Origin of the sequence: Trinickia dinghuensis (genome assembly GCF_003367175.1) — a bacterium.
Lineage (GTDB): Bacteria > Pseudomonadota > Gammaproteobacteria > Burkholderiales > Burkholderiaceae > Trinickia > Trinickia dinghuensis.
In genome coordinates this window covers 124,495-138,658 of record NZ_QRGA01000003.1, presented here as the reverse complement: position 1 = coordinate 138,658, position 14,164 = coordinate 124,495, and the positions used below count along the sequence as shown (strand labels likewise).

The 14,164-nt window shown below is 63.5% G+C and carries 13 protein-coding genes, 1 tRNA gene and 1 pseudogene; 4 read left to right on the top strand and 11 right to left on the bottom strand.

What is annotated here, in order from left to right; translation table 11 throughout:
- Positions 1-404: 404 nt before the first annotated feature.
- Positions 405-869: a hypothetical protein gene (locus DWV00_RS04810; RefSeq protein ID WP_115532414.1), complete on the top strand. Its 465-nt coding sequence runs from the start codon at positions 405-407 to the stop codon at positions 867-869.
- Between the two features lie 54 nt (positions 870-923).
- Here DWV00_RS04810 and DWV00_RS04805 read toward each other — a convergent pair whose 3' ends face one another.
- Positions 924-1,580: a hypothetical protein gene (locus tag DWV00_RS04805; RefSeq protein WP_147297840.1), complete on the bottom strand. Its 657-nt coding sequence runs from the start codon at positions 1,578-1,580 to the stop codon at positions 924-926.
- Between the two features lie 209 nt (positions 1,581-1,789).
- Here DWV00_RS04805 and DWV00_RS04800 point away from each other — a divergent pair, with 209 nt between their 5' ends.
- A complete protein-coding gene (locus DWV00_RS04800; protein WP_245964728.1) occupies positions 1,790-3,703 on the top strand; it encodes a type IV secretion system DNA-binding domain-containing protein in 1,914 nt (637 codons plus the stop codon).
- Between the two features lie 275 nt (positions 3,704-3,978).
- Here the strand turns inward: DWV00_RS04800 and DWV00_RS04795 are convergent, their stop codons facing one another.
- The 4 genes from DWV00_RS04795 to DWV00_RS04780 form a co-directional block, all read right to left on the bottom strand.
- Positions 3,979-4,350, bottom strand: a complete 372-nt coding sequence (locus tag DWV00_RS04795; protein WP_115532412.1) for a hypothetical protein — start codon at positions 4,348-4,350, stop codon at positions 3,979-3,981.
- Positions 4,351-4,380: 30 nt separating this feature from the next.
- Complete coding sequence (locus tag DWV00_RS04790; RefSeq protein ID WP_147297839.1) at positions 4,381-5,037, bottom strand: hypothetical protein; 657 nt, start codon at positions 5,035-5,037, stop codon at positions 4,381-4,383.
- Between the two features lie 88 nt (positions 5,038-5,125).
- Entirely contained in the window at positions 5,126-5,470 is a 345-nt protein-coding gene (locus DWV00_RS04785) for a hypothetical protein (RefSeq protein ID WP_115532410.1), read from the bottom strand.
- Between the two features lie 8 nt (positions 5,471-5,478).
- Positions 5,479-6,582, bottom strand: coding sequence for a CAP domain-containing protein (locus DWV00_RS04780; protein WP_115532409.1), 1,104 nt, complete (start codon positions 6,580-6,582; stop codon positions 5,479-5,481).
- 163 nt (positions 6,583-6,745) lie between these two features.
- On the opposite strand from DWV00_RS04780, the gene DWV00_RS04775 reads away from it, so the two are divergent.
- Positions 6,746-7,204 carry a helix-turn-helix transcriptional regulator gene (locus DWV00_RS04775; RefSeq protein ID WP_115532408.1) on the top strand — a complete coding sequence of 153 codons (459 nt, stop codon included), beginning with the start codon at positions 6,746-6,748 and terminating at the stop codon, positions 7,202-7,204.
- A gap of 394 nt (positions 7,205-7,598) precedes the next feature.
- On the opposite strand, the gene DWV00_RS04770 is transcribed toward DWV00_RS04775, so the two are convergent.
- From DWV00_RS04770 to DWV00_RS04750, 6 genes and pseudogenes are all read right to left on the bottom strand, one after another.
- Positions 7,599-8,213, bottom strand: coding sequence for an NYN domain-containing protein (locus DWV00_RS04770; RefSeq protein ID WP_115532407.1), 615 nt, complete (start codon positions 8,211-8,213; stop codon positions 7,599-7,601).
- A gap of 293 nt (positions 8,214-8,506) precedes the next feature.
- Positions 8,507-9,814, bottom strand: coding sequence for a site-specific integrase (locus DWV00_RS04765; protein ID WP_181885362.1), 1,308 nt, complete (start codon positions 9,812-9,814; stop codon positions 8,507-8,509).
- A gap of 15 nt (positions 9,815-9,829) precedes the next feature.
- Positions 9,830-10,015: pseudogene (locus DWV00_RS35040) on the bottom strand (DUF6538 domain-containing protein); the annotation flags it as partial.
- A 92-nt stretch (positions 10,016-10,107) separates the two neighbouring features.
- A tRNA-Met gene (locus DWV00_RS04760) sits at positions 10,108-10,184 on the bottom strand.
- 141 nt (positions 10,185-10,325) lie between these two features.
- Positions 10,326-11,882, bottom strand: a complete 1,557-nt coding sequence (locus tag DWV00_RS04755; RefSeq protein WP_245964751.1) for a sensor histidine kinase — start codon at positions 11,880-11,882, stop codon at positions 10,326-10,328.
- A gap of 67 nt (positions 11,883-11,949) precedes the next feature.
- Complete coding sequence (locus DWV00_RS04750) at positions 11,950-12,765, bottom strand: response regulator transcription factor (RefSeq protein ID WP_115532405.1); 816 nt, start codon at positions 12,763-12,765, stop codon at positions 11,950-11,952.
- A 322-nt stretch (positions 12,766-13,087) separates the two neighbouring features.
- On the opposite strand from DWV00_RS04750, the gene recA reads away from it, so the two are divergent.
- Complete coding sequence (recA, locus tag DWV00_RS04745) at positions 13,088-14,161, top strand: recombinase RecA (RefSeq protein ID WP_115532404.1); 1,074 nt, start codon at positions 13,088-13,090, stop codon at positions 14,159-14,161.
- Positions 14,162-14,164: the final 3 nt, after the last annotated feature.

Below are 14,164 nucleotides of genomic sequence, written 5' to 3'. Positions count from 1 at the left end.
ACGTCGATCGCCGACGGGGGGCGTCATCTCGTAAACAGCCCCGCCCGGCAAGGGGGCGGGGCCGCGAGAAATCGAAGAGATGTTGGTTTAGAAAAGCATTGGGTTAGCGGCTAATTTCGTTTCTTATACGAGCACTATGCGCGCAAACTTGACGAATTCGGCCCGCAACCGAAAGTTGTTGGGCCGTTTGTCCTTGCATCAATCAACAATCGAGCATTCAAGAAATTGAAGAAACGAGCGAAATGCAAAGTTGCACGGATTTAAAAAACAGACGAACGGTAGGCACTAGATGAAACAATACGAAAACGGACACCGTGAATTGAGGCGCGCCAAACCCTAACCAAAATCTCACGGCGGCCGCCCTTCCTATCAATGGCGCATTTCGTGTCGATGGAGAGGGCCCAATGAGTGAAATCGGATTTGCAGTGGATGAACCGTCCCGGCCACCGAACGAGAGCGGGAACGAAACAAGCGAACGCGCGCGCGTCCGCGAGCATTTGCGCGAGGCATACGGTGTCGGGTCGATGTTCGTGCGCGTCAAAACGCTGTCGCGAATATTGGGGCTTGCCCCGGCCACCATTCGCGCTTCGATGAGAGCCGGCCGATTCGCGCTGCCTCACGTTGTGGTCTGCTCCGCGCCGCTCGTGAGGACCGATCAGCTGATCGAGTGGATTCTCTCTCTCGATCTGTCCGCGCGAGCGCAAACCCGGTCTTCGGAGCAAGGGGGCGCGCAAGCCGGAGACGATCACGGCGATTCGTGCGAGGCGGGGCCCTGCGATCGCGCGGCCATGCGACGGCTTCGAAAGCGCCTGGTCGAAGACACCTTGGCAAAAATGCGCGCCAAGCCGTCTGCGGGACGCGAGCAATGAAAAGGCGCGCATGCGAGAGCATGCGCGCTTCGGCGAAAGCAGCGTGGCACGTTTCTATCTCTTCAACTTGCGGTTTGCGGTGGCGCTTGCTCGCGAAGCGTTGGGAACGATTTGACACGCTTTGCGTGTCGCGGCGGACTGCTGCTCGGCGCGCCGCGCGACCATCTCGCCGGCTTCGCGAAGCCGGCGCCCGGCTCGCTGGCGGGCGGCATCGAAATCGCGTGCGCCGACCCCAAGCTCTTTGCGCGTCTCTCGCGGGGGCGCTCCCCACACGATGCCGTCGATGACGCGCTGCGCCGCGAGATCGTCCCCCAAGGCCGCGCGGGCGAGCGCCACCGCCTCTTGCGCCTCGCGCAAACGCTCCAACGCGAGCAATCGCATTTCGACGGAAGAGCCGGTCAGCGTGTCGGCCAAGCGCTCTTCAACGTCGTAATCGTCGGGCATCGGGATGATGAAGCCTTTGTCGCGTTCCGCCCACTCGGCTTGGGCGATCGAGCGCATGGCCAGGCGGATGAACAAGCCGAAAGGCGCTCGCAAGGGCCACTTCCGAGTGCCGGCCACCATGCGGGTCATCGTTTCCTGGATCAGGTCGTCGGGCTCTGCGAACGAAGTGCCGCGAATGTGTCTCGACGCATAGTCTTGAAGCGACTCGAAGTCGTCGTCGGTAAGTTTTTTGTAGGCGCTGATGATTTCGTCCAATGATGCGTGCATTCAAATCCTCGCTTTTGGGTTGGGGGCCGTTTTCCACCGAACTCGGTGGAGGGGGGCGGATATTCTGGGAGGGCGGGATTAACGAGAGCTTTGTTCTCTTTTCATCAGACGAATAGACGAGCGGTCGAGATAACCGTTTGTCGGACTGGCGAACGGGAGCCCGGAAATGGTCGCCCTTGCCTGGTGTGCAGACACCTCAGGCGACCGCCATGCCCCAGAAATCCGGTTCAGCTTTTCCCGCTTCATTTCCCCGCAAAGACGTGGCCGGCTGGCTCGTTGCCAGCGCAACGATTGGGGGCGCCGCTGGCGTCGCCGTCCTTTGGGCGCTGTGGCGGCCGCTTCCGTTTCTGCCCGCCCCCACCGGGGGCCTCGCGGAGCATGCGGGCTATTGGGCGAAGCTCGCGGCGCATCAATTGGCGCCGTCGATTTGCGCAGGCTCTTCGGCTCGTTACGTTCGGTGGTGGGATGGACTGGAAACCGCGACGCGCGTCGGAATCGAACTGCGTCTTGGCCTATCGGCGATTGCAGCGCTCGCCCCCTTCGGCTTGTTCGCGAAGCCATATTTGAAGGCACGCGATCAGTTCCTTTTCGTTCGCGGCGCGAAGCGGCACGAGGGGAAAGAGGCGACACGGCGATTGCGCGCGCTGTCTCGCCGGGTCGCCGCGCGGCAGCCGGAGCCCAATCTGGCGCCGAAAGTGCCCTGGCCGTCGAGCCTGTGGGCAAGGCACACGCTGATGGTCGGCGGCGTTGGCTCTGGCAAGTCGACAGCGCTGCGGCCTTTGGTTCGCGACATCGTCAAAGCGAACGAGCAACTGTTCTTGTTCGACCCGAAAGGCGAGTTCACCGCCGCTTTCAAAAGACCCGTCGTCATCGCGCCGTGGGACGGCAGGAGCCACGCGTGGGACATCGCGAGGGACTTGCGCAACGTGGCGGACATGAGGCGCTTCGCCAGTTCGACCATCAAGGACAGCAAGGACCCCATGTGGGCCAACGCAGCTCGTCAACTATTGGTCGGATTGCTTGTCCATCTCCGCCGGACGCGCGGGACCGCTTGGGGTTGGAGGGAATTGTCCGATCTCGTGTCCCTTCCGCAGCCGGCGATGCTCTCGATCATGTCGGCATGCCACCGAGAGGCGATTCGCGCGGTCGAGGAAGCTTCCGTCACGACCAAGGGCGTGCTCATCAACCTTTCGGCTTTCTGTTCGCCGATTCACGATCTGGCTGAGGCTTGGGGGGACACGCCGCCGAAGCGGCGCGTCAGCGTCGTCGCGTGGGCGCGAGGCGCGGAGCCTCGCCAATTGATCTTGCAAGGGCATGCGGGGTATGGCGAGCTGACGAGGTGCTACGTGGAAGGCATGACGGAGGTTTTCGCCACGCTCATAAACAGCGTGGAGTTTGACGACAACCTCTCTCGCAAGATTTGGTTTGTCGCGGATGAGTTCCCGCAAGCGGGGAAGCTGCCCGTGCGCTCTCTGTTCGAGGTCGGGCGGTCGAGAGGCGTTCGATGCGTTGTCGTGTGCCAAGACTTCGCGCAGCTTGTCGGCGTGTATGACGAGAACTTCGTTCAAGCGCTGCTCTCCATGTGCGGAACGATGATCGTCGGGCAAGTCATGCCAGGCGAGACGGCCGAGCGGCTATGCAAAGTTTTCGGCTCGCGCGAAGTCGAGAGGCCCAACGTGTCGGAGACGCAAAGCGCTCAACCCGGCTCGTCGACTCTCTCATACAGCCGCGAAGAGATCGCCCTCTACAACCCGTCGGAGCTCGCCTCCCGCCTCGGCTTGACCGCTGACGGCAGGGGCGTGCGGATGATCGTCTTCGTTGGAGGAGAGACGCATGAAATCGTCTGGCCGATTTGCGCGTTGCCGATCGTTCGCCCCAGCCATGTGCCAGCGGACTGGACGATAGACCACGCGGACCAAGAACTCCAATCGGCGTTGCGGGAAGCGAGCGGCCAGGAGGACCGAGGCGCGGCGGCCTACATCAATGAGATGCGGGAGAGGTGGTGGAGGGAGCGGCTGCGCTGGTCGCCGCCCATGTTGCGGGAGGCGTTCATCCGCTCGCGGCGCAAGGTCCTTTGGGCGGCATCCCGCGCAGCGACCGTTCGTTGCCGGATGCCCCGATAGCAGCGAGGCGCGCGTCGACGCAGCGGCGGCGGGAAAGACTGCGCTTCGCTCGCCAAGAAGAAACGCCCTCCCCGTAGGGAGCTGGCCCCGCATGGCCAACAGATCCGTCGAATCGCTTGCGCGATAAGAAGGGTGTTGCCGCGCCGACCCCCGCTCAGGCTTTGATCTCGAAAAAATGGCCGCTTTCGCGGCCAAAGCGGGCTTTCTTTGCCCTTCCGAGGCTGGGTGAGTCGACGGCGGCGCGCCGAGAGCGCCGGAAGACGCCAACGATCGCGTCAGTCGGGTTTGAACAGCAGATGCCCGAGCCGACCAAGGAGGATGAAAACGGCGACCGCGATGTTGAGCCCGGCTTCGAGGGTCCAGCCGAAGAGCATCCCGCTCGCGGTGGGGCCTTCGAATATCACAGGCAAGAAGAAGCCGAACATGCAAAGCGCGGCGCCGAGCAGGAGCCAGCCGAAGTCGACGGAGCGCCGCGCGCTCGCGCCGAAGATCGACATCGACAGCCAGAACACGAAGAACATCCCGAAGAGGATGTTCACGATCGGGATCGACATGCACACGACGAACATCGCGACGATCGCGAAACGCATGCTGCTCTTCGCCCGTTTGATTTGAACTTCTTCGCTTGCGATCTTTTGATTTTCCATGGGGGGGCTCCAATAATTCCGTTGACGCCGTCATTGCGACGCGGGGCGCGCGGAGGCGGCCGGCGCGGGCTTGAAGCCGACCAGCTCAACGTGGGTCGGCGTCGGCGCGCCGTGCGTGGGGCGATCGAAATAGTCCATCTTCACGATCCGGCCAACGGCCGGCGCATACCAGTCCGTCTCGCGGGCCGTGCCTTCCCCGCGATTGCCTTCTGTGCCAGACCAACTGGCGGTGATCTCGATCTTGAATGCCGCGAAGACCCCGGCTGACGTTCGCACCTGCTCGACGCCGACGACCGTTGCTTGGCGCTCAACGGCAGACGCCCAGGAGCCAGATCGATAGATGCTCGACGACGACCATGTTTTTCCGACCGACATTGGAAATTGAAGCTTTCCGTCGCTCGGCTCGAATGTGCCCGACGCGGTTTTGACGTTGTTGCCGTTCGCGTCGAGGACGACCGATCCACCATTGATCTCTGTGCGTTCGCCCTCCACGCGCGAGACGGTTTGAGCAAACGTTGAGTTTTTTGTTGGTTCAAGATCGTTGGTGTAGCGGAAGGTCCATTGCTCACCAATGGCGTAGACCGGCGCGTCAGCCTGAGCGGGCAATGCGGGCTGTGCGACTGGCGCGGGCAAGCTTGCGGCTGACGCGGCGATCGCGGCAGAAGCGACAATTGATGAAAGATCCATGATCGTTTTAGCGTTGATTGGTCGTGGAGGTTGCGCGGCGACTGCCGCGCGCGCCAACAGGGAGGTCGGAAAGCCGGCCGGTTGGCGCTCAACTTTTGTCGGCGTCGACGGCGAGCCAGCCATCGGAGCCTTTGAGCATCCGAACGCGGGCCGCGCCGGCTTTCCCCTCGACGTCGCACAGGTAAGCCTTGTCGCCGTCGGCTTTGCAGCCGATCAACTTGACCTCGTCGACGGCTTTCTTCTGCTCAGCGGCTTGTTGTTCAAGAAACGAGTTCTTGCCGGCGAATTGCTCGGCTTGCTGGCGCCCCGCCTCGACTTGCTTTTCCAGGGCGGCGCGAACGTCGCTCTCGCTTGGCGAGCCGCCGCAGGCGGACAAAAGCGTCGACGCGGCGAGCGCGAGGGCGATGGAAATCTTCTTGTTTCGTTGGCTCATGGAAGCTCTCAATTGAGAATGATTCGGCGGGGCGAGACTTGCTCGAATGCGCGCGAGCCGCTTGCGCTTTGGGCGCTGGCGGATGTCGGCGCGCCGATCGGGGCGTTGTCCGTCGTCGCCGTCGTGAACGTCCAGCTCACGGCGAACGGCGTCGCGGCGAACGAGTTGTTGGCCAGCGAACCGGAGACCTTGACCGTGTAGGTCGTGTTGGTCGCCAGCTTTGCGGTCGGCACGCACATCGCCAGGCGCGTCGCGTCCGAGTTGTTCGAGCTGTCCGTCTCGACGCACGGCACGTTGTTGCCCGCCGCGTCCGCGATCGTGAACGAGACGTTCGAAAACGCCGCGTTGTCGCCGCCCGAGAGCGTCACGGGGTAGCCGACGACGGTGTTTTCCAGAGCCCCGTTGTTGTAGGAAGCGACCGGGTTCGGGCTTTCGTTCGCATACCAGCCTGTGTCGACACCCGTCATGCCGTTGTAGGGCCACGCGACCAGCTGGTTGTCAGCGATGACCTGCTTGTAGTCGGCGAAGTCGACGGTCAGCGTCGAGAGCTTCGACGTGTCGGTCGTCGTCGCGTCGCCCGGGCCGGCGTAGACCGAGTCGAACAGGATGATGGCGCGGTGGAACGGAGCGTCAAACAGCGCTTGGATCGGTTCCGTCGAACTCGCGAAGGCGCCCGTGAAACCCGTGGTCACTTCGCCGACCGATTGCGTCTTGTAGAACTGGTTCACGCGGTCCGTCGGCGAAACGCCCGTGTAGCCCGGCTGGCCGGAGGTTTCGTAGTGGCCGACCACATTATTGTCTTGCTCCCAAAGCGAATGGTTGGTCGCGGCTTGCGCGACGCCCGATTGGAAGGACAGGGCCGGAAGGCCGGCTTGGGCGCGCATCGCGTTGATGAACGCCAGCGTGTCGTTGACGACGTCGCCGGTCGCCGTGAAGGAGCCCGCGCTCGCGCCAGGCGCCGCGATCAGTGCGACGGCCGGCGCGCTCGTGCTGGTGGAACTGCCCGAACCGGTGCTCGTCGACGCGCTGCCGCCCGACGAGCCGCCTCCGCCCCCGCCGCCGCAGGCGGCAAGACCCCCCGCGACCAGGACCGCGATGATTGTTCTCTTCATGTTGTTCTCGCTATTCGTTGCGCAAAACAGCCGACGCGAGCGTCCGCCGGCCTTAAATTGATTTAAGGCGTCAATATCGTAACTCCAGACGTCAATTTGTGAACGTCCTGCGTTGTGAGAATGACGTCGAACGTCGTTTTTTTGCAGCAACGGGGAGGGAGTCATGAAAGGCGAGGGCGTCGGCGAAGAGCTCGCCAAAAGAGTCGGGGCGGCCATCGCGGCTCAGCGAAAGGCGGCGGGCTACACCCAGTCGCGCGTCGGCGACGTCCTGGGGCTCGAAAAAGAGACTGTCTCGCGAATAGAAACAGGAACGATCACGCCGACGCTTCACAGGCTCGGGCAATTCGCGGATCTCTTCCGCTGTCCAATTTCCGCGCTGTTTGGTGAATATCGAGGAAAGTCGGGTGAAGACGGCGCGCAAATCGCAGAGTTGATCGCTGATCTGTCGCCGGAAGCGCGACGAGCCGCGCTCAGAATGCTGTCGGAGTTCGCGACGACCGCTCGCGAGCGCGACGATTTACGCGAGCAAGTTGAGAGGATGCGGGCTGAGCTCGAACACAGGGTTTTGTCCGATTCGTTGCCACAAGCGCCGGCCAAGACGAGGCAGCGCCCGAAGGTTTGATCCAAGGGACAGGGCTTTCGGCGTCAAAAGCGGTTTTCAAGGGTTGCGGGCGAAGAGGCGTCGCCCGCAACCCTTTTGCAATTGTCCGCAGTCCCGGCGCGTCAAGGGTTCGCTTCGCCGAGCGCTCGCGCTCGCCCTTGACCCGAACGGTGGGGGCTGACGGCGGGACGCGTCAATGCGGGCGGCTTTTGAGACGCCAACCGCGAACGTTGTGCGGTTCCCGATAAGCAGGGCTCATCGTCCACCACAAACCGTAGATTGCTGAGAATTCGCCGTCGTTAGCCGAGAACGCCGAGTTTTTAAAATCAGGCGGATGCGTCGGAGGCGGCGGATGTTGTCGCAACCATGCAAAGGACCACCCGGTTGAGCCGGTCGCCCTCGACTATGACGCCCTCTACCAGGCAGCCACAGAGCGGAACAGGTCAAGGTGTTGCCGCAACTCGCCAATGATCGCGTAGTTCGGCAACGCCACCCCCGACACTTGGAAGCCCCGCGCGCGCACAAGTTTGAGGGCTGGAATCAAATCCGTGTCCCCCGTCATGACGATCATTTCTTCGACGGCGCCGCTGTCGGCCATGGTGGATAGGTCGAGGCCAATTCGGAGGTCGACGCCCTTCTGCTCAAAGCGAGCGGAGAAGTCGGCGTCAGTCACGGCAGGCGGAGGGTTTCCAGCTGCCACAGCGGCGTCGGTGGCGGCCAAACTGGCCTTCGTTCGTTCCCATCCACGGAATTTCAAGACGCCGCGACGAACAGCCACCAACTCTTCTTCGGCCAGGCTGTTCAGGAACGACTGATTGGGAGGAAAGGTGTGGGGGGTGTTTGACACCGGCTTTTTGACGGTGCCAGAAAATGGGTCGCAATCGTAGTAGAGGATTCGAAACAGCGTGTCGCCTGCCGAAAGGGTTGCGCGTGCTGTTGCGACCACGAATGCAGGGTTGTATGTCTTTTTTGCTTTGCGCGCATAAGAGCGCAGATGGCCCCCGTCGATGAAAACTGCGACCTTCGACATGTTGTCTCCATATTGTGTTTGTGTCATGCAAACGAAAAAGCCCCAAGGTTTTACCCTTGGGGCTTGGGCTCGCCTACGAGCGTAACGGATACGATGCTTGCCTACAAGCTTAACGGATGGTGCCCGCCTACGGGCGTTGCGGATGGATGTAAATATATAGCGCAATATTCGTGTTTGTCAAATCGAACGTGCAAATTCGTGCGCAGTTTTTGGCTGCCAATTTTCGCGCATCAAAAATCGACGTGAAAATTTGAGTGTGTTCGATTTGTTCGTGCATGGATCGCACCGACCTTTTACGGTCGCAGGTTCTTCGACAGCCAATAGTTCCAGCGCCCCGGCGAGTAGCGCAGACTGCTCAGGTCGAGCCCCGAATATTGGAGCTTCGGCAAGACCAGCTCCGCGAGCTGCGCGGGCGTGAACTTCGCCTTGTAGCGCGAGGCGCCCATCCCCTCCGCCTTGTGGCCGATCCATTCGTCGATTTGCACCGGGTTCGCGCCGTTGGCGTGGAACGCGGTCTCCGCCGTGTCCCGGAAGCTGTGGAACACCTTGCGGCGCGGCTGATGGACGCCGACCTCCGGGAGGTGCTTTTCGTTGAAGTCGCGGCTGATGTATTTCTCCCGCTTGCCCAGGGCGTCCATCGGCAGATACGGAAAGAGCCTCGTGCCGCCCGCGTCCTCAACGTCTTTGGCGTAGGCGAGGAGCCCCAGCCGGATCAACTCCGAGTGCATGGGGATCGTTCGCACTGAGTCCGCGTTCTTGGTGCGCGTCGGGTTGTCGCCGCGCGGATCGTGGTCGACGCGAATGCACGGCAGGCCGTCAACCCTTTCGAGGTCCGACAGGCGAAGCTGCGCGATCTCATTTGCCCTCGCGCCCGTGAACAGGGCGATCAGCGGAGCCCAGAACTGGTGCGGGCGCTTCGCTTTGTTGTAGCGCTCCGGCTCGAAGATCAAGCGCAGCTCGTCGAGCGTGAAGGCTTCAGCGCCGCCCTCGTCGCTGCGCGTCGGCGACGGCCGGGCAACCCCTTCCAGCGGGTTCGGGCCAAGGTGCCGGCCATTCCCGACCGCCCATTTCAAGAACAGCTCCGAGGCGTTGATTTGCGAGCGGACGGTCTTCGGGTGGAGCGGCTTCCCGCCGGCTCCCGGCGCGAGCAGGCCTTCGGCGTAGCGGATGCACTGGCCGCGCGTGATTGCGTGAACCATCGTGTCCGGGCCGCCGACGGCGCGGGCGAGCCCGGCCAAGGCCGTTGCGTAGGCTTTCCGCGTCGACCCCGCCAGTGCCCCGAGGTGAGACAGCCAGGCGGCGATCGCTTCGTCGAGCTTTTGTGGCACATCGACGGGCGCGCGAGGCGCGAGCCCGATCGCCGCCGCCAACTCGTCGCGCTCCGCGAGCTGGGCCGCGCTCGGCTCGCCGGCCATGCGTTGCTGCGCCCGCGACCTCGTTCGCTCGACCATGGCGGCGAACTCGCGCAGCTCTTCGGCCTCTCGGCCTGGCGTCGTTTCGAGCCGGTCAACGGAAACAGCGCCATTTGGCTCGACGCGCAGGCCTTCGACAATGAGGCGGCGAATCGCTTGCGCGTCGATGTTGTCGGGATCGAATGCCACCAGCCGCCTCGCTTGGTCGATGATGGGGATGAGTTTAGCCGACAGCGCGTAGGCCAGGAGGCGAGCGGCGGCGGGGCTCTTCGTGCCGAGGGAACGCTTGATTTCGCCTTGGCCTAGGGCGGCTCGCAGCGGGGCGGGGAGGACGAGGCGAAACGAATAGACGCCGTGTCGAGAACGGCGAAGGTGGGACGCTAAGCGCATGGGCTCACTCAATAAGAGTGGACCACCGCTTTGGACCCCCAGCGCGATGCTGGAAAAGAAAAAGCCCTGACGAATCAGGGCTTTTGTGCAACTGGTGGCGAATCAGGGATTCGAACCCCGGACCTGCGGATTATGATTCCGTCGCTCTAACCGACTGAGCTAATTCGCCAAAGAAAACGGATTATGGCCATGATGGGGTGGGCTGTCAACCCCCTTGCGCGGAGCCGGGCCAAAAACGACGGTTCCCGTCGCGCCCGTCTGCCGAGCACCAATTCGCAGCGTGGGTGGGCGAGCCGCAGAACTGACCGTCTCAGGTCAAGCCTGTAGTATTCCGCGAGACCGGCAGATCGATCCGAACCAGCGTCCCCGCGAGCCGCGGCGACTCCTGATAGACATGATCGTCGAGCGTCAGCGTGCCATCGTGCATCGTGGCGATTTCCCTGACGATTGCGAGACCGAGGCCGCTGCCGTCGCCTTCCCGCCCAAGGATCCGATAGAACCGCTCGACCACCTTTGGCCGTTCGGCCGGCGCAATCCCGGGGCCGGTATCTTCCACTTCGATCCGCACCCGCCCGGCTTCGTGCTCCGGCCTGACACGCACGGTGATGCGCCCGCCGGCCGGCGTATAGCGGATCGCATTGTCGATGACGTTCGACAGCATCTCTCGAAGCATCACCGGATTGCCGTCGACGAAAACCGGCTCGTCCGGGGCCTCGTAACCCAGATCCATCTGTTTTGCGAGTGCGGCGCGCACCCAGTCGCGCACGGCAAGGCGGGCTAGATGCGCGATCTCGACCTGCGTGAAGACATGCCCCGACATGCGATTCTCCGCGCGCGCCAGCGCCAGCAACTGCGTGACGAGGCGCGCGGCTTGATCGGCGCCCGTCGCGATCTGCTCGAGCGAGCGGCGCACGTCGGGCGATACGTCGTCCCGCAGCGCGAGTTCGGCCTGCATGTGCAGGCCGGCTAGCGGCGTCTTCATCTGGTGCGCCGCGTCGGCGATGAAGCGCTTTTGCAAATCGATGTTTTGCGCAAGCCGCGTCAGCAAGTCGTTGAACGAGGTCACGAGCGGTTCGATCTCGGGCGGCGCGCTCGACGCTTCGAGCGGCGAGAGATCGTCGGGCCGGCGCGCACGCAGATTCGCCTGCAGCGACGTCAACGGCGCAAGCCCGCGCGAAAGTCCGAACCAGACCAGCACGATCGCCAGCGGCAGGATCACGAACTGCGGCAGGATCACGCCTTTGATGATCTCGTTGGCGAGCGCGCTGCGCTTGTCCAGCGTTTCGGCCACCTGGATCAGCACGGACGACGACCCGTTGATCGCGCTCGCGCCTGTTTCTCCGGCCCCGCCCACGGCAAGGACCGCGGTCGTGTATGCGATGCGGATGTCGTTGCCGTGCAGCGTCGCATCGCGAAATTCGACGAAACCGGGCTGAGGATGGTCGTCGTCGCTCGGCAGCGGCATGTCGCGCACGCCCGCGACGAGTTCGCCGCGTGTGCCGATCACCTGATAGAAGACCTTGTCGACGTTGTCGCCGGTCAGAAAATCGCGCGCGGCGCTCGGCAACGTGAGCGTGGCCACGCCGTTGACCGGGTGTATCTGCCGCGCGAGCACGTAGGCGTCGGTTTCGAGGCCGCGGTCGAAAGGGCCGTTGGCGATCGTCTTGGCGACGAGATACGTCACCGCGATGCTCATCGGCCAGAGCAGCAGCAACGGCGCAAGCATCCAGTCGAGAATCTCGCCGAACAGCGAACGGGGCCGGCCTGGCCGGACAGGCTCCATTTCGTCGGGCGGGGCGAACGGATTGGGGCGAGCGGCGCGCGGTTCCGCGTCGGGCACCGGTGGTCCCGACTGCTCGGGAGGTATGGCCGGCTGCGAACCCGGCGCGTGCGGCGTGCCGTCGTTCGCCGGTGCGGAGGAGGCCAAGGCGGGCCTACTTCGGCCGGACGTTCACAGCTGCGTCGGCCAGCGCGGGAGGCGGGACCGGCGCGTTCGCGACGGCCGCAGCCGGCGCTACGGCCGCGCCGATGCTTGCCGCGCTTGCGGTCGCGCCCGAGCCCGCACCTACCCCTGAGCCATTTGCCGCGGGCTTTTCCAGGCAGTATCCCAGTCCGCGCACCGTGATGATGCGCACGCCGCTCGGTTCGATTTTCTTGCGCAGGCGGTGGACGTAGACTTCGATCGCATTGTTGCTGACCTCTTCACCCCATTCGCAGAGGTGGTCGACGAGCTGCTCTTTCGAGACGAGCCGCCCGATCCGCTGCAGCAGCACTTCGAGCACGCCCAGCTCGCGCGCGGAGAGTTCGAGCAGCTGGTCGCCCACCGACGCGACGCGCCCGACCTGATCGTAGGCCAGCGAGCCGTGCCGCACGACGGTGGGCCCGCCGCCGCTGCCGCGCCGCGTCAGCGCCCGCACGCGCGCTTCGAGTTCGTTCAGATGGAACGGCTTGCTCATGTAGTCGTCGGCGCCCAGATCGAGCCCTTTCACGCGCTCGTCGACGCCGTCTACCGCCGTGAGGATCAGCACGGGCAGCGCCGAATTGCGCGCGCGCAAGCGGCGCAGCACCTCGAGCCCGGACATGCGCGGCAGGCCGAGATCGAGAATCAAGAGGTCGAACGTCTGCATCGACAGCGCGGCGTCGGCTTCGGTCCCGCTCTTCACGTGATCGACGGCATAGCCCGATTGGCGGAGTGATCGGACGAGGCCGTCCGCGAGTATGCTGTCGTCTTCGGCAATGAGTATTCGCATGATGCGCCGCGCGGCCGGCCGGCGCTTTCGTGCCGGTACCGGGCGGGTGTCTCCGTGTTCTCGTATGGATCCGACTTGGGTCGGTTTTGTGAGGCGCCGCGCCGAAGCTCCGTTGCCGCGACGCAAATCCGCCCGCATCGGGCTTGCAAAGAACCCTGTTTTTTTATACAGTGTCTGCGTTTCGAGCGCCAGCCGGTAAGAGACCGAAATTCGTCACTGAAATTCGTGACCGAAGGTCGTAGCCGCAATCGCGGCCGTCATCAGTCTCCATTGCCCGGCCCGCCCGCCGCAGACGCCCGCTCATCATAGCAAAGGACGATTCATGGAAGAAAGCAAGAAAGGCTCGGCTGGACTGACGGCTGAAAAGAGCAAGGCGCTCGCCGCCGCGCTCGCGCAGATCGAAAAGCAGTTCGGCAAAGGGTCGGTCATGCGGCTCGGCGACGGCGAGGTGGCCGAGGACATCCAAGTCGTGTCGACGGGGTCGCTCGGGCTCGACATCGCACTCGGCGTGGGCGGTCTGCCGCGCGGGCGTGTGGTCGAGATCTACGGGCCGGAATCGTCGGGTAAGACCACGCTCACGCTGCAGGTCATTGCCGAAATGCAAAAGCTCGGCGGCACGGCAGCGTTTATCGATGCCGAGCACGCGCTCGATATCCAATACGCGGGGAAACTCGGCGTGAACGTCAGCGATCTGCTCGTCTCGCAGCCCGATACGGGCGAGCAGGCGCTGGAAATTGCCGATGCGCTCGTGCGTTCGGGGTCGATCGACATGATCGTTATCGACTCGGTCGCGGCGCTCGTGCCGAAGGCCGAAATCGAAGGCGAGATGGGCGATTCCCTGCCGGGCTTGCAAGCGCGGCTGATGTCGCAGGCGCTGCGCAAGCTGACGGGTACGATCAAGCGCACGAACTGCCTCGTCATCTTCATCAACCAGATCCGGATGAAGATCGGCGTCATGTTCGGCAACCCGGAAACGACGACGGGCGGTAACGCGCTGAAGTTCTACGCTTCGGTGCGGCTCGACATCCGCCGTATCGGCTCGATCAAGAAGAACGACGAAGTGATCGGCAACGAAACGCGCGTGAAGGTCGTGAAGAACAAGGTGTCGCCGCCGTTCCGAGAAGCGATCTTCGACATCCTCTACGGCGAAGGTATTTCGCGCCAAGGCGAAATCATCGATCTCGGCGTGCAGGCGAAGATCGTCGACAAGGCCGGCGCCTGGTACAGCTACAGCGGCGAACGGATCGGCCAAGGCAAGGACAACGCGCGCGAGTTCCTGCGCGAGAACCCCGACATCGCACGCGAGATCGAAAATCGGATTCGCGAGTCGCTGGGCGTCAACGCGATGCCGGCGGGCAGCGGCGGCGATGTCGAAGTAGCCGGCGAAGAAGAGTAAGCC

Excerpts from the sequence above, each read along its gene's own strand:
- DWV00_RS04810 (WP_115532414.1), top strand. The coding sequence starts at position 405 with ATGAGTGAAATCGGATTTGCAGTGGATGAACCGTCCCGGCCACCGAAC.
- DWV00_RS04805 (WP_147297840.1), bottom strand. The coding sequence starts at position 1,580 with ATGCACGCATCATTGGACGAAATCATCAGCGCCTACAAAAAACTTACC.
- DWV00_RS04800 (WP_245964728.1), top strand. The coding sequence starts at position 1,790 with ATGCCCCAGAAATCCGGTTCAGCTTTTCCCGCTTCATTTCCCCGCAAA.
- DWV00_RS04795 (WP_115532412.1), bottom strand. The coding sequence starts at position 4,350 with ATGGAAAATCAAAAGATCGCAAGCGAAGAAGTTCAAATCAAACGGGCG.
- DWV00_RS04790 (WP_147297839.1), bottom strand. The coding sequence starts at position 5,037 with ATGGATCTTTCATCAATTGTCGCTTCTGCCGCGATCGCCGCGTCAGCC.
- DWV00_RS04785 (WP_115532410.1), bottom strand. The coding sequence starts at position 5,470 with ATGAGCCAACGAAACAAGAAGATTTCCATCGCCCTCGCGCTCGCCGCG.
- DWV00_RS04780 (WP_115532409.1), bottom strand. The coding sequence starts at position 6,582 with ATGAAGAGAACAATCATCGCGGTCCTGGTCGCGGGGGGTCTTGCCGCC.
- DWV00_RS04775 (WP_115532408.1), top strand. The coding sequence starts at position 6,746 with ATGAAAGGCGAGGGCGTCGGCGAAGAGCTCGCCAAAAGAGTCGGGGCG.
- DWV00_RS04770 (WP_115532407.1), bottom strand. The coding sequence starts at position 8,213 with ATGTCGAAGGTCGCAGTTTTCATCGACGGGGGCCATCTGCGCTCTTAT.
- DWV00_RS04750 (WP_115532405.1), bottom strand. The coding sequence starts at position 12,765 with ATGCGAATACTCATTGCCGAAGACGACAGCATACTCGCGGACGGCCTC.
- recA (WP_115532404.1), top strand. The coding sequence starts at position 13,088 with ATGGAAGAAAGCAAGAAAGGCTCGGCTGGACTGACGGCTGAAAAGAGC.